Genomic DNA, 14,035 nt, shown 5'->3' on the forward strand with positions numbered 1-14,035 from the left:
CTTGCAGGTGGTCGTCGCCTACCAGCAGCGGCCGCCGCATCCGCTCGTGCTGCCCGGCGCGGACGTGGCCCCGAGCCGTTCGACTCCGGCACCGCCAAGTTCGAGCTCGGCTTCGGATTCGAGGAGCGCGGCGGCGAGCTCCACATCGAGATCGAGTACAGCACCGACGTCCACGACGAGCCGACCGTCTCCGGCATGGCCCGGCATCTGGCGAACGTGTTCGAGTGGCTGGCCGCGCACCCGTCCGCCGGGCTGCGCGAGCTCGACATGACCGACGCGGAGGAACGGCGGCTCGTCCTCGGCACGTGGAACGACACCGCGCTGGACGTCCCCGCCGACCGCTGCCTCCACGAGCTGTTCGCCGAGCGGGCCCGGACCCGTCCGGACAAGATCGCGGTCAGGGACGGGCGGGAGGCGCTGACCTACGCCTGGGTGGACGGCCTCAGCGACGGGCTCGCCGGGGCGCTCGTACGGCGCGGGGTGCGGCCGGGGCGGCCGGTCGCGGTCTGCCTGCCGAGGTCGGCGCGGCTGACCGTCGCGATGCTCGGGGTCATGAAGGCCGGCGCGGTGTACGTCCCGCTGGACCCGTCGTACCCGCCGGAGCGGCTCTCGGTCATCATGGCCGACGCGGGCGCCGAGGCGCTGGTGACGAGCGGCGACCTGCACGAGGCGCTGTTCGCGGGCCACCGCGTCCCGGACACGGTGGTGGACGTCGCCGAGGCCACCGGCGCGGACGCGCACGGGGCGCACGGCGCGGACGCGCACGGGGAGGGCGCGGCGGAGCTGCCGCGGACCTCGCCGGGGGATCTCGCCTACATCATCTACACCTCGGGGAGCACCGGGCGTCCGCGCGGCGTCGCGATCGAGCACCGGTCGGCCGTCAACATGCTCGTGGGCCACCGCACGCTCTGCGCGTTCGAGGAAGGAGACGTGTGGTCGCAGTTCGCCGCGTCGGGGTTCGACATGGCGATCTACGAGCAGCTCCAGCCGCTGCTGCTCGGAGCGACCTCGGTCGTGTGCCCGGAGGAGTGCCGCCTGGACGGGCGCCTGTTCGTCGACTTCGTGGACGGCAACGGGGTCACGGTCATGGTGACCTCGCCCGCGTTCCTGCGCTCGCTCGGACGGCCGGAGCTGCCGACCGTGCGGCACCTGCTCGTCGGCGGGGAGGCCGCCGACCTCGGCGACGTCCGGCACTACGCGCCGCGCAAGCTCGTCCTGAACGGGTACGGGCCGACCGAGACGACGATCTGCGCGACGTCGTACGTGGCCACCGGGCGGGAGGACGGCGCGCGGCTCCCCGTCGGCGGGCCGCTGCCCAACACGCGGATCCTCGTCCTGGACGAGGAGCGCAGGCTCGCGCCCGTCGGCGTGCCCGGCGAGATCTACATCGGGGGAGCGGGGCTCGCCCGGGGGTACTGGAACGACGACGCCCTCACCCGCGAACGGTTCGTCCGCGTGCCGGGCCTCGGAGCCGGGCGGCTCTACCGGTCGGGCGACCGCGGCCGGTGGCTGCCGGACGGCACGATCGACGTGCTCGGACGGCTCGACCAGCAGGCCAAGATCCGCGGGTTCCGCGTCGAGCCCGGGGAGATCGAGAGCGTGCTCGCCCGGCATCCGGACGTGCGGCAGGCCGCCGTCGTCCCGCATGCGGGCCGCCTCGTCGCGTTCGTCGCGGGAACGGCGTCCGAGCACGCGCTGCGCGGGCATCTCGCGTCCGCCCTGCCCGCCTACATGGTCCCGGCCCGGTTCGTCGGCCTGGACGCGCTGCCGATGACCGAGCACGCCAAGATCGACCGGCGCGCGCTCGCCCGCGCCGCCGCCGACGAGGCCCCCGGCCCGGCCGGGCCGGGCGCGGGACCCGTTCTCGCCGGAGCGACCGGACCGCTTCCGGCCGGGCCGGGCGCGGGCCTCACCGGTCCGGAGCGGGAGGTCGCGCGCGTCTTCGGCGAGGTGCTGAACGTGCGCGTGGCGTCCGGCGCGGACGACTTCTTCGAGCTCGGCGGGCACTCGCTGCTGATCGTCCAGGTGCTGGCCAGGCTGGAGTCGGAGTTCGGGGCCCGGCTGTCGGTCCGGGAGTTCCTGGCCGAGCCGAACGTCAAGGCCGTGGCGGCGCGCGTCGCCGGAGGACGGCCGGCCGGTGACGTCCCCCTCGACGCCGCCGTCACGGCGATCCCGCGGGAATGGACGTTCCCGGAGCCGGGCCCGAAGGCGGCCGGCCCGGAAGCCGTCCTGCTGACCGGCGCGACGGGCTTCCTCGGCCCGTTCCTCCTGGCCGAGCTGCTGAGACGGACCGGCGCCGAGGTCTACTGCCTCGTCCGCGCCGGCACGGAGCACGCGGCGCGCGAGCGCGTACGCGAGGCGGCGGCCCGCTTCGGCGTGCCGATCGCGCCGGACGATCCGCGGATCGTCCCCGTGCCCGGCGACCTGGCCGCTCCCGGGCTGGGCCTCGCCCCGCGATGGCGGGCGCGGCTGGCCGAACGCGCCGACACGATCGTGCACGCGGGCGCGCAGGTCCACCACCTGTCGCCGTACCGGCGGCTGGCCCCGCCAACGTGGACAGCACGCGCGCCCTGATCGAACTCGCCACCGACGGCGCGGGCAAGCGCCTGCACCACATCTCCTCGCTGAGCGTCTTCGGCGGCTCGCAGGCGGGCGCGATCACGGAGGCGAGCCCGGCGCGGGACGAGGTCCACGCGCAGGGACGCGGCTACGCGGCGAGCAAGTGGGCGGCCGACGTCATGGTGCAGCGCGCCATGGAGCAGGGCGCGCACGCCGGCGTGCACAGGCTGGGCCGGATCTCCGGCGACAGCCGTACGGGCGCGGCGAGCCCGGACGACATGTTCTACCGGCTGCTGGCGACCTGCGACGCGGTCGGGAGCCACCCGGACGCCCCGGCGCTGCGCACCAACCTGCTGCCCGTGGACGTCGCCGCCGCCGCGGTCGTCGCGCTGGCGCTGGACGGCACGGACGGCGGGCCGATCCACCACCTCCACCATCCGGACGGGACGGGCCTGGAGGAGTTCATGGCCGTCCGCGCCCGGCTGTACGGGGGGTCCGCCGAGCCGGTGACGCTCGAACGCTGGCTGGACCTCGTGGACGCGTCCGGCCGCGTCCTGCCCATCGAGCCGTACCGGCCCGCGCTGCGCGAGATGGCCCGCGAGGGGACCGCCCACAGGCCGCCGCCCGCGCTCGACAACCGCGCGACGCTCCGGCGGCTGGACGCCCTCGGCGTCGCGATCCCCGCGATCGACGCCGAGCTGATCGGCCGTTACTGGCACCACATCAGGAAAGGCGGCGAGGGGCCGTGAACGGCATCGAGCCATGGATCGACGCGAACCCGTTCCTCTCCGGCCTCGGCCTGCGCGGCCGGGACGGCGCGCTGCTGCTGCACGGGGACGACGCGCTGACCTACCGGGGCGTCCTGCACGGCGGCGTCGTAGCGGCCCTCGCCGCGGCCTCGGCGGAGGCCGCCGTGCTCGCCACGTTGCCGAAGCCCGTCATCACGGCGATCCAGATCGACTACGTCCGCGGCGGGCGCACGCCCCCGTTCTCGGCCGGATCCACGGTGGTGCGCGCCGCGCGGGACCTGAGCTTCGCGCACGGCAGCGTCACCGAGGGCGACGGCGAGGTCATCGCGCAGGTCTCGACCGTCCTCGCGCGGACCGTGCACGCGGACGCGCACGGGGGCACGGGCGCGCACGGGGCACGGGCGGGGACGCGGACGTGGACGCGGGCGGGGAGGCGGAGCCGGGCGGCCCGAGACCGCGCGCGGCCTGCGCGGGGACGTGGCGGACGCCGAGGCCGCCACCCAGGCGATCCCCTACCTGGCCGACCGGGCGGTGCACGTCACCGGGATCGCGTCCGGCGAGATCGAGATGTCGATCGACCCGGTCGAGCGCACCCTGGGCGAGGACGGCGCGGTGCACTGCGGGGCCGTCCTCGGCCTGATCGACGCGGCGGGGGCGAGCGTGCCGTGGACGGTGGGCGCCGAGGCCGCGGGCGGCGTCACGGTGTCGCTCAGCGCGCGTTTCCTGCGCAGGGCCGAGCCCGGCGCGCTGCGCGCCCGCGCCCGCGTGCGCGCACGTGACGAACGATTCACCTTCTGCGACATCGACGTGCGGAACGCCTCCTCGGGGGCGCCGGTGGCGACGGCTTCGCTGCTCCACCGCTTCTCCGGCCGTTGACACGGCCCTTCCGCGACATTAGCGTCCTGAGAAATAAACAAGCGTTCAGTGAACTGAACGCACGTTCACTGCCCGGAGCGGCCAATCCCGAGGAGCATGATGGACGGCACCGAGACCACGACGGCGGCGGCGGCGCCCGCAGCGGCCCCCACAGCAGCCCCCACAGCGGCACCGACGGCGACCAACGACGAGCGGGACGAGCGGCGGCCGGGGCTCTGGGAGCCCATGCGCTCGGGCGGCCACCAGTGCTGGTATCCGGTGCTGCTCTCGTCCGACCTGGCCCGGGGCAGTCCACCAGCGTCGACCTCTGCGACGGCCGGGTCGTGGTCTACCGCGGCGCGGACGGCGTGGTCCGCGCGATGACCGCGTACTGCAAGCACCTCGGCGCGGACCTCGGCGTCGGTGACGTCGTGGGCGACGACCTGCGCTGCCCGTTCCACCACTGGCGCTACGGGACCGACGGGCGCTGCTCGCACATCCCCACCGGCGACCGCATCCCGCAGGCGGCCCGGCTGTTCACGTTCCCCGTCTCGGAGAAGTGGGGCATCATCTGGGTCTTCTGGGGCGCCGAGCCGCCCTTCGAGGTCCCCACCATCCCGACCTTCGACGAGAAGACGATGGTCTCGAAGAGCGGGCAGATCCCGATGGACGAGCCGCTCGTCGTCGACTCGTGGGTGTTCGGCACCAACATCTTCGACTTCGCCCACTTCCGCGCCGTGCACGGCATCGAGAACCTCAGCCCCGACGTCGAGCGCGACGGCCACCGGATGCGGTGGAGCGTCGACAACTTCATCCACGAGGCGGTCGGCCGCGTGACGATGACCGTCGAGAAGTGGGGCCCCAACATCTCGGTCACCCACGGCGTGCGCAACGGCGAGTTCCTCGGCCACCTCGCGGCGTCCTCGCCGATGGGCCGGGAGGGCACGAAGTTCTTCATCGTGGCCGTCACGCGGCTGGAGAGCGACGACGACGAGGGCCGCGCGACCGCCGACCGCAACCTCGACCAGATCCTCGCCCTGCACACCGACCTGCTCAACGAGGACCTTCCGATCATGAACACGCTGCGGCTCGGCGAGGCGCACATGACGGCCGCCGACCGGCAGATGGCCCGCTACCTGCACTACGTGCGGTCCTATCCGCGCACGACCATGGCCGAGCTCGAACGCTCGGTGCTGCCCGCCCGCGGCGACGGCCGCGCCGCCTCCGCTCCGTCCGCCTCCGGTCCCGCCGCCTCCGCTCCGTCCGCCGCCGCGAACGCGGGGTCTGAATGACCGCGACGGACGCCGGGCCCCGCGCCCGGCTCAGCGCGCGGACGATCCCCGAGGCGCTCGCCGAGCGCGCCGCGCGCACGCCGGACAAGCTCGCCGTCGTCGCCGAGGACGCGCGGGGCGGCGTCCTCAGGCTCACCTACGCCGACGTCGAACGGGAGTCGCGCCGCGTCGCCAAGGCGCTGATCGCCTCCGGCGTCGGCAAGGGAGACCGGGTGGCGATCTGGGCGCCGAACGTGTGGGAGTGGGTGACCGCCTACTACGGCACGCAGCTCGCCGCCGCCACGACCGTCCCGGTCAACACCCGCTTCAAGGGCCCGAGGCCGCGTACGTGCTGGCCAAGTCCGGGGCGTCCACGCTGCTCACCGTCACCGGGTTCCTCGGCACCGACTACCTGGGCTGGCTGGAGGGGGCCGCCGCGGAGCAGCCGACGCCCGCGCTCCGGCGGCGCGTCGTCCTGCGCGGCGAGGTCCCCGAAGGGGCGGTCGGCTTCGAGGACTTCCTGCGGGCCGGGGACGCGGTGTCCGACGCGGTGCTCGACGAGCGGACGGCCTCACTCGGCCCGGACGACCGGTCCGACATCTCGTTCACCTCGGGCACGACCGGCTCCCGAAGGGCGCGGTCGCGACCCAGGCGCAGGTGTGCGCGCCGTTCGGCGCCTGGGCCGACGTGGTCGGCCTGCGCGCGGACGACCGGATCATGATCATCGCGCCGTTCTTCCACTCCTTCGGCTCCAAGGCGGGCCTGTTCACCGCGCTGCTCGCGGGCGCCACCGTCCACCCGCGGCTGACCTTCGACCCGGCCGGGTGCCTGCGGCTGATCGAGAACGAGCGGATCACGGTCGTGCCCGGCCCTCCGGCGATCTTCCACGGCCTGCTGGCCGACCCCGCCCGGTCCGCGCACGACCTGTCGAGCCTGCGGCTCGCGGTGACCGGCTCGTCCGACGTGCCCACCGACCTGGTCCTCGCGATGCGCGGCGAGCTCGGGTTCGAGCACGTCGTGACGGGCTACGGGCTCACCGAGTCCAGCGGCGTCGCGACGATGTGCAGCCACACCGACGACCCGGAGACGGTCGCGCGGACGGCCGGTCGCGCCATCCCGGGCGTCGAGGTCAGGATCGACGGCGGGGGCGGCGCCCCGGCGCCCACGGGGACGCGCGGCGAGATCCTCCTGCGCGGCTACAACGTGATGTCGGGGTACTGGCGCGACCCCGAGCGCAGCGCCGAGGCGTTCGTGGACGGCTGGCTGCGCACGGGCGACATCGGGGAGCTGGACGACGCCGGGTACCTGCGGGTCACCGGCCGTTCCAAGGACATGTACATCCGCGGCGGCGAGAACGTCTACCCGGTCGAGGTGGAGCACGCGCTCGCCCGGCACGGCGACGTCCGGGAGGCCGCCGTGATCGGCGTCCCGGACGCGCGGTTCGGCGAGGTCGGCCGGGCCTTCGTCGTGCCGCGGCCCGGCGCGGGCCTCGACGCGGAGTCGCTGATCGCGTGGGCGCGGACCCGGATGGCCAACTACAAGGTCCCGCGGTACGTGACGTTCCTCGACGAGCTGCCCAAGAACGCCTCGGCGAAGGTCTTCAAACCGGCCCTCCGCGAACTCGCGCGAGCCGCGGAAGCGGACGGCGGCGGCCGGACGGACGGCGGCGGGACGGACGGCGGGGCGGACGGCGGCCGGGGCGACGGCGCGGGGGAAGGGGCATGACCGCGCCGCCGACCCAGCGGCCCGCGTTCGAGACCGTCATGTCCGGGCTGGCGTTCCCCGAGGGGCCGCGCTGGCACGAGGGCGCGCTCTGGTTCTCCGACATGCACGACGGCCGCGTGGTCAGGTGCGCGCCCGGCGCGGCCCCGGAGACGGTCGTCACCCTGGACGACTGCCCCTCCGGCCTAGGGTTCCTGCCGGACGGCACTCCGCTCGTGGTCGCCATGCACGCCCGGCGGGTGCTGCGCGTGGACGGCGGCGCCGTCCGCGTGCACGCCGACCTGTCCGGCATCGCCACCTGGCACGCCAACGACATGCTGGTGGACCGCGCGGGCCGCGCGTACGTCGGGAACTTCGGCGACGGCACCGCGCCGCCGGAGCCCATCACCCCCGCCGCGCTGGCGCTCGTCGGCCCCGGCGGCGACGTTCGCGAGGCCGCCGCGGGCCTGCACCTGCCGAACGGCATGGCGCTGCTCGACGGGGGCCGTACCCTCGCGGTCGCCGAGACGCGGGCACTGCCGCCCCGCATCACGACGTTCTCGGTCGGGCCGGACGGCTCGCTGTCGGACCGGCGCGTGCTGATCGAGCTGGACGCCGAACTGCCCGACGGCCTCACCGCGGACGCCGGCGGCAACGTCTGGTTCGCCTCCCCGTTCACCGGGGAGCTCGTCCGGGTCTCGCGCGCGGGGCGGATCACCGCGCGGCTGGACTGCCCGCGGCCGCCGTACGCGTGCGTCCTCGCCGGAGCAGGGGCCGGGCCGGGCGCCGCCATGTACGTCTGCGCGGCCGACGACTGGGTGCCCGAGAAATGCCGTGCCCAGCGGACCGGGGCGATCCTGCGCGTCGACATCTCCGGCCTGTGACGTGAGCGAGGAGGAACCCGTGCTCCGCAACGCATCCCACCGGCCACCGGCCGGACGAGCCACCTCGCAGGCCGCCCGCCGGGCCGTCCGCCGGGCCGCTCGGAAGGCCATCCGACGAGACGTCCGGCGAGCCGTCCGGCGGCGCGGGCCGCGGCGGATCGCCTGCCTCGCCGCGCTGCTCTCCCTCGCCGCCGCCTGCGACTCGGCGGACCCGGCCGCGCGCCGGGCCGAGGTCGCCGGCCCCGCGGGCGAGCCGATCGTGATCGGCATGGACGAGGACAGCAGCGGCCCCGGCGCCTCGTACGGCGTGCCCGCCGGCCGCACCGTCCGCGACGCCGTCCGCGACATCAACCGCCGCGGCGGCGTCCTCGGCAGGCCGCTCAAGCTCGTCGTGGAGAACGACGCGAGCGACCCCACCAAGACGCCGTCGGTCGTCCGCAAGCTGCTCGGCGAGGGCGCGAAGGCCGTCATCCTGAGCACCGGCGGCGGCTCGGTGCTCCAGGCCAAACCGGTCCTGCAAGGGGCGCGCGTCCCCGCGTTCGCCCCCGTCGCGATCTCCGAGGGGGCGGTGACCCCGCCGAACGCCGACTACGTCTTCATGCTCGGCAACCCGATCTCCGACTTCACCAAGGTCTACTGCGCCGCGATGAAGCAGGCCGGGTACCGGCGGCTCGGCGTGATGACCGACCTGTCGCCGACGATCGTCGCGCTGAACCGGATCCTGCTGCCGAAGCTGCGCGCCTGCGTGGACGTCGTCGGCGTCGAGCAGGCCGAGCTGGGCTCGTCGGACGTCACGCCGCAGGTCGCCCGGCTCAAGCGGCACGACCCCGACGCGGTGTTCGTGTCCAGCGTCGGCGGGATCTACGAGATCCTCATCCAGAACAAGCTCGCGGAGCAGATGCCGGGCCTGGCCCGCTACTCCCTCGCCTCGATCGGCAACCAGCCGGGCTTCTGGAAGGTCGCCAACCCGCGCGCCCTGGACGGGCTCGCGTTCATGGGGGCGCTCGTCCCCGGCAACCCGCGGGCGGAGGCGCTGCGCGGCTTCCTCACCCGCGAACGCGGAGGGAGGTTCGAGATGACCGCCTACGACGCCCAGGCGTGGGACTCGGTGCAGCTCATCAAGACGGCGATCGAACGGGCGCGGAGCCTCGACGGGAACCGCCTGAAACAGGAGCTGGAGAAGCTGCGCGGGTACCGGCCGGCGTTCGGCCAGTCGCGGCTCACGCTGTCGTTCGCGCCCGGCAAGCACATCGGCGCGGACGGGCTGTGCGGGCTCGCGCTCGTCGAGTTCGGGCGCGGCAACAGGCCCGGCGGCATGCAGCACGGCTACCAGCCCCAGTGCGGGTGACGCGGATGAAGCCAACACGAACGCGCACCTGGATGCGGACGCGGATGCGGACGGGCGGGTGGTCCCGGCCATGACGGACCTTCAGATATGGGTGTCGGTCCTGGAGATGGGCTGCTTCTACGGGCTGATCGCCCTCGGCTACCTCCTGGTCCTCCAGGGCGCCGGATTCTTCAACTTCGCGCTCGGGCCGTACGCCACGGTCGCGGGCATGACCACCGCGTGGCTGGTCGCCGAGCACGAGGTGCCGCTGTGGCCCGCCGCGTTCCTCGGGCTCGCGGCCGTGGTCGCGCTCTCGGTGCTGACCGAGCTCGTGGTCGTACGGCGCGTGCAGAGCCGGTCGTCCGGCAGCGAGCTGCCCGCCCTCGTCGCCATCGCCGCGGTGCTCTTCATGATCGAGCAGTCGGCGGGGCTGGCGTTCGGGCACCAGCCGCTCGCGGGCCAGTCGCTGCTGCGGACCGCACCGCTGGAGTTCGGCGGCGTCGTCGTGCAGCCGTACGCGGTGCTGCTGATCGGCGTCACCGTCCTGGTGTTCGCCGCGACCGCCCTGTGGATCAGGTACGGCAGGAGCGGCCGGCTGCTGCGCGCGGTCGGCGACGGCGAGGCGACCGCGCGACTGCTCGGCCTGCCGGTCGCGCGCGTCCGGCTGCTCGCGTTCGCGGTGAGCGGCGTCGTCGCGGGCGTCGCGGGCCTGCTGTTCGCGCCGAAGGCGGGGCTCCAGTTCGACAGCGGCCTCGGGTGGACGCTGAACGGGTTCCTCGCGCTGGTCGTCGGCGGCACCCGCACCGTCTGGGGTCCGCTCGCCGGCGGGCTGCTCCTCGGCGCCGTCCAGATGTTCGTGCCCTACTACCTCGGCAGCGAGTTCGTCTCCTACGTCGTCCTCGGCGTCGCCCTGGTGTTCTTCGCGTTCCGGCCGGAAGGCATCTTCGTCTGGAGGGTTCGTACATGACCGTGGATCGCACGCGGCCCGCGGGAGCGCTCCGCCGGCCGCCCACCGCCGAAGCCGAAGCCGAAACCGAAGCCGGAGCCCGAGCCGGAGCCGGGCGCCCGGCGGTCGGCCTGCCCCGGGCGGCCGACCGGTGGCCGCCGCTGCTCGGCGCGGCCGGCCTGGCGCTGGTCGCCGCGTGGGCGGGCGGCAGCGCCTACCACCAGGACCTGGCCGTCCTGTTCGCGGTCTACGCCCTGATCGGCCTCGGCATGTACGTGCCGTTCGTCATGGCGGGGTCGCTGTCCATGGCGTACGGGGCGTACGCGGGGATCGGCGCCTACGCGGTGCTGGTCGCGCAGGTGAAGCTGGACGCGCCGTTCTGGCTCGGGTGGCCGGCCGGGTGCGCGGTGGCGGTCGCCGTCGCCGTGCTGCTCGGGCTGGCGACCGCGCGGCTGTCCGGGTTCTTCCTCGCGGCGGTGACGCTGCTGTTCGGCACCGCGTTCCAGCGCTGGCTGGTCGCGTCGGAGGACCTGACGGGCGGGGCGAGCGGCATGGCGGCGGGGGCCGGGCCCGCCGTCCTCGGCTGGCATCCCGGCCGCGGCGTCCTCATGGCCGCCGGCCTGCTGCTGGTGTGGGCGGTCGCCTGGCTGGTCGACCGGCTGCGGCGCGGCGCCTGGGGCGTGACCGTGCGGGCGGCGCGCGAGGTGCCGCTCGCGGTCGAGTCGTGCGGCGTCCGCACGCGCGCGCTGGACCTGCTCGCGCTCGCGACCGGCGCGGCGATCGCCTCGATGGGCGGCGCGCTGTTCGCCACGTTCCAGGCCGGGGTGACGCCGGAGACGTTCACGCTCGACATCGTGTTCCTCGCGGTGTTCATGCCGCTGATCGGCGGGCTCGGCACGTCGTGGGGCGCGGTCGTCGGCGCCCTGGTCGTCGTGGAGACGACCGTCAACCTGCCGGTGCTCGACGACAGCGGCAAGCTCGTGCTGACCGCCGTGGTGCTGGCCGTCCTGCTGGTCGCGCCGAACGGCCTGCTCGGCTACCTGGACCGGACGCGCCGGCGGTTCGCGCCCGGCGCCGTCCGCGGCGGAAGGGACGGCGCACGTGGCTGACGGCGCGCTCCTGCGCGGCACGGGGATCGGCAAGCGCTACGGCGGCGTCACCGCGCTCGACGGGGTGGACGTCGAGGTGCGGGCCGGCGAGGTGCTCGGGCTGATCGGCCCGAACGGCGCGGGCAAGACGACCCTGATGGACGTGGTCTCCGGCGCCCAGGACCTGGACGCGGGGACCCTGACCCTCGCCGGGCGCCCGCTGGCCGGAGCGCCGTGGCGGCGGGCGCGGCTCGGCCTCGCCCGCACGTTCCAGCATCCGCAGCTCGCGTCGGAGCTGACGGTCGCGGAGAACGTCCTGACCGGACGGCTCGCCGCCCGCCACTCCTCGGTGCGCGGCATGGCGGCGAGCATGCTGCGCGGCCTGCTGTCCACCGCGACGGGCCGGGACGAGTGCGCCCGGCTGGCGGCCGACATGGGCCTGGACGACCCGGGCCGGCTCGCGGGCGAGCTGACGCTCGGCGAGAAGCGCGTGCTGGAGGTCGTGCGGGCGCTCGCCCAGGACCCCCAGGTCATGCTGCTGGACGAGCCGTTCGCGGGCGCCGACGCCACCGGCATCGCGGCCATCATGGAGGCGATCCGCACCGTCCGGCGGCGCGGCCACGGCGTCGTCCTCATCGACCACAGCGTCGACCTGGTCGCCTCCCTCGCGGAGCGCGTGGTGCTGCTGGACTCCGGGCGGGTCGTCTTCGAGGGCACCCCTGAGGAATGCCTGGCGAGTTCGGAGATGCGTGCGGTGTACTTCGGAGGCGGATATGACCGGACATGAGCTGAAGGTCGAGGACCTCACGGTCCGCTACGGCGGCGCGGTCGCGGTGGACGCCGCGTCCCTCACCGCCCGCTCGGGCGCCGTCACGGCGGTCGTCGGCCCGAACGGGGCGGGCAAGACCAGCCTCCTGCTCGGCGTGTACGGGTCGGTGCCCGCCCGGGGCCGGGTCGTGGTGGACGGCGCGGACCTGTCCGGGCTGCGGGCGCTGGCGAGGGCCCGCCGCGGCGTGGCCGTCGTCCCGCAGGGCAGGCAGCTCTTCCCGCACCTCACCGTGCTGGAGAACCTCAAGGTCATGGCGGAGACGCTGCGCCTGCCCCGCGGGCGGGCGGACGCCGCGCTCGACCGCTTCCCCGTCCTGCGGACGCGCGCCCGCGGCCTCGCCGGGGTGCTGAGCGGCGGCGAGCAGCAGATGCTGGCGATCTCCCGCGCCCTGATGGCCGAGCCGTCGGTGCTGCTGCTGGACGAGATGACGACCGGGCTCGCCCCCAAGATCGTCCAGGACATCGCGCGGACGGTGGCCGGGCTCGCGGACGACGGTGTCTGCGTGCTGCTCGCCGAGCCCACCATCGGCCCCCTCGCGGGGCTCATCGACCGCGGCCACGTCCTGATCCGGGGCCGGGTCGTGGCGACGGCCGAGGACGGCGGCGCCGCCCTCGACGAGGCGTACCAGCGGGCCATGGGCGCCACCTCGACGGAGTTCGAACGGCTCGGCGGCACCGGATCGGCCGTGGCCCCGCAACCGTGACCCCGTAGGCGGCCCCGGCGGCCCAGGCGGCCCAGGCGGTGCGGCCTCCTCCCGGGCGGGCGGCAGATCGCCCGGGAGGAGCGCCTTTCACCGCACGCCCGTGCGGCCCGGCCCGGCGGCCGTGCGGCCCGGCCCGGCGGGTGCCGTCACTGGCGGACGATCCAGTGGTCGTTCGCGCCCGCGCGGACGAACTTCAGGGTCGGGCACAGGTAGTCGCTCGGATTGGGATTGGCGGAAGGCTGCCACGGAGAATCCGAGGGGCTCGCCGGTGTCCATTGGTTGTTCTTGCGAAGCTTGATGGAACTGCTCTCGAACACGACGTTCTTCGCCTCGGAGCAGTAGTACGCGGTTCCCGTGCTCGGGTTGCGGGTCGCGTAGATCTCGAAGATGTCCCAGCCGTACTTGAGCTCGCTCGTGTCCGTTCCCGACTTGCTGTAGAACAGGCTCCAGCTGCTGGTCTTGTAGTTGTAGAGATACGCCGACCAGGAATTGCGGCTCGCGTCGGTGCGGACGAGCTGGACGTTGTAGGCGGGATGGCCGTTCACCGGAGTGGTGTAGGTCTGGACGAACGAGGCGTCGAGCTTCAGTTCGACCGAGGGCCCGTTGCCGCCGCACCAGTCCCAGGCCCAGATCTCGTTCCCGAGGACCTGCGAGTACACGGTCGTGATCTCCATGCAGGACGAGGCGGCCTTGATGGTGGGCGTGTAGGTGAAGTCGGCGCTATAGGAGACCTTGTAGCTCGTGTCGACGCTCTGCGTGGCCATCAGCCCGTCGTGCGTTCCGGCCGCAGGCTCCACGCCCCAGAAATGGTGGATCTGCTGGCGGCGGACGCGGGAACGGTGCAGATCGCGGAAGCGCTGGACGGCCTTGGCGTTCCGGGCGTTCGGCACGAACGGGCGGGCGCCCTCCACCCGGCCGCGTTTCGGCGCGTCGGGGTCAGGGGGCCGATTCGCGGCCACGGCCGCTTTCGCGCCGTGCGGGGATTCCGGCGGCGCGGAGACGGTGGCGGAGGCGGTGGCGGGGGCCGCGGTGAGCACGGCGAGGACGGCAGCGCACGTGAGCAGTTTCCGGCGCGGCATCATGCACTCCAACAGGGAGGGGGGGAACGGTCGGCACGCGCGTT

General features: G+C 74.5%; 11 protein-coding genes and 3 pseudogenes. 13 read left to right on the forward strand and 1 reads right to left on the reverse strand.

All coding sequences use genetic code 11. From position 1 onward, the window contains the following. Positions 1-135: 135 nt before the first annotated feature. The 13 genes and pseudogenes from GEV43_RS51560 to GEV43_RS32020 form a co-directional block, all read left to right on the forward strand. Positions 136-3,308, forward strand: a pseudogene (locus GEV43_RS51560) (amino acid adenylation domain-containing protein); the annotation flags it as partial. Beyond that, positions 3,305-3,634 (forward strand): annotated as a pseudogene (locus GEV43_RS56450) (acyl-CoA thioesterase domain-containing protein); the annotation flags it as partial. The pseudogenes GEV43_RS51560 and GEV43_RS56450, both read left to right, overlap by 4 nt. Before the next feature lie 151 nt (positions 3,635-3,785). After that, positions 3,786-4,184 carry a hotdog domain-containing protein gene (locus GEV43_RS51565; protein ID WP_309239945.1) on the forward strand — a complete coding sequence of 133 codons (399 nt, stop codon included), beginning with the start codon at positions 3,786-3,788 and terminating at the stop codon, positions 4,182-4,184. A gap of 245 nt (positions 4,185-4,429) precedes the next feature. Then, on the forward strand, positions 4,430-5,455 hold the full coding sequence (locus tag GEV43_RS31985) for a Rieske (2Fe-2S) protein (protein ID WP_160823860.1): 1,026 nt from the start codon (positions 4,430-4,432) through the stop codon (positions 5,453-5,455). Beyond that, positions 5,452-5,715 (forward strand): annotated as a pseudogene (locus GEV43_RS51570) (AMP-binding protein); the annotation flags it as partial. The gene GEV43_RS31985 and the pseudogene GEV43_RS51570, both read left to right, overlap by 4 nt. Positions 5,716-5,783: 68 nt before the next feature. Then, positions 5,784-6,155 (forward strand): hypothetical protein, encoded by a 372-nt coding sequence (locus GEV43_RS55325; protein WP_309239946.1) that lies wholly within the window; start codon positions 5,784-5,786, stop codon positions 6,153-6,155. Further along, positions 6,092-7,159, forward strand: coding sequence for an AMP-binding protein (locus GEV43_RS31990; protein ID WP_309239947.1), 1,068 nt, complete (start codon positions 6,092-6,094; stop codon positions 7,157-7,159). Before GEV43_RS55325 ends, GEV43_RS31990 begins: the two co-directional genes overlap by 64 nt. Next, positions 7,156-8,019: an SMP-30/gluconolactonase/LRE family protein gene (locus tag GEV43_RS31995; RefSeq protein ID WP_160823861.1), complete on the forward strand. Its 864-nt coding sequence runs from the start codon at positions 7,156-7,158 to the stop codon at positions 8,017-8,019. Before GEV43_RS31990 ends, GEV43_RS31995 begins: the two co-directional genes overlap by 4 nt. 19 nt (positions 8,020-8,038) lie before the next feature. After that, complete coding sequence (locus tag GEV43_RS32000) at positions 8,039-9,367, forward strand: ABC transporter substrate-binding protein (RefSeq protein ID WP_160823862.1); 1,329 nt, start codon at positions 8,039-8,041, stop codon at positions 9,365-9,367. A 70-nt stretch (positions 9,368-9,437) separates the two neighbouring features. Further along, the gene (locus tag GEV43_RS32005; protein WP_160823863.1) at positions 9,438-10,313 is read left to right on the forward strand and encodes a branched-chain amino acid ABC transporter permease; all 876 of its coding nucleotides are present in this window, start codon (positions 9,438-9,440) and stop codon (positions 10,311-10,313) included. Then, positions 10,310-11,401, forward strand: a complete 1,092-nt coding sequence (locus GEV43_RS32010) for a branched-chain amino acid ABC transporter permease (protein WP_160823864.1) — start codon at positions 10,310-10,312, stop codon at positions 11,399-11,401. Before GEV43_RS32005 ends, GEV43_RS32010 begins: the two co-directional genes overlap by 4 nt. Continuing rightward, positions 11,394-12,167, forward strand: coding sequence for an ABC transporter ATP-binding protein (locus GEV43_RS32015; RefSeq protein WP_160823865.1), 774 nt, complete (start codon positions 11,394-11,396; stop codon positions 12,165-12,167). The genes GEV43_RS32010 and GEV43_RS32015 overlap by 8 nt, the downstream gene beginning before the upstream one ends. Beyond that, entirely contained in the window at positions 12,154-12,912 is a 759-nt protein-coding gene (locus GEV43_RS32020) for an ABC transporter ATP-binding protein (RefSeq protein ID WP_160823866.1), read from the forward strand. Before GEV43_RS32015 ends, GEV43_RS32020 begins: the two co-directional genes overlap by 14 nt. 146 nt (positions 12,913-13,058) lie before the next feature. Here the strand turns inward: GEV43_RS32020 and GEV43_RS32025 are convergent, their stop codons facing one another. Continuing rightward, positions 13,059-13,994: a carbohydrate-binding protein gene (locus tag GEV43_RS32025; RefSeq protein ID WP_160823867.1), complete on the reverse strand. Its 936-nt coding sequence runs from the start codon at positions 13,992-13,994 to the stop codon at positions 13,059-13,061. Positions 13,995-14,035 lie beyond the last annotated feature (41 nt).

Origin of the sequence: Actinomadura sp. J1-007, from assembly GCF_009793335.1 — a bacterium.
In the GTDB taxonomy this organism is placed as follows: domain Bacteria; phylum Actinomycetota; class Actinomycetes; order Streptosporangiales; family Streptosporangiaceae; genus Spirillospora; species Spirillospora yumaensis.

What these genes read in the sequence shown, in the direction of transcription:
- GEV43_RS31995 (WP_160823861.1), top strand. Translation starts at nt 7,156, where the DNA reads ATGACCGCGCCGCCGACCCAGCGGCCCGCGTTCGAGACCGTCATGTCC.
- GEV43_RS32005 (WP_160823863.1), top strand. Translation starts at nt 9,438, where the DNA reads ATGACGGACCTTCAGATATGGGTGTCGGTCCTGGAGATGGGCTGCTTC.
- GEV43_RS32010 (WP_160823864.1), top strand. Translation starts at nt 10,310, where the DNA reads ATGACCGTGGATCGCACGCGGCCCGCGGGAGCGCTCCGCCGGCCGCCC.
- GEV43_RS32020 (WP_160823866.1), top strand. Translation starts at nt 12,154, where the DNA reads ATGACCGGACATGAGCTGAAGGTCGAGGACCTCACGGTCCGCTACGGC.
- GEV43_RS32025 (WP_160823867.1), bottom strand. Translation starts at nt 13,994, where the DNA reads ATGATGCCGCGCCGGAAACTGCTCACGTGCGCTGCCGTCCTCGCCGTG.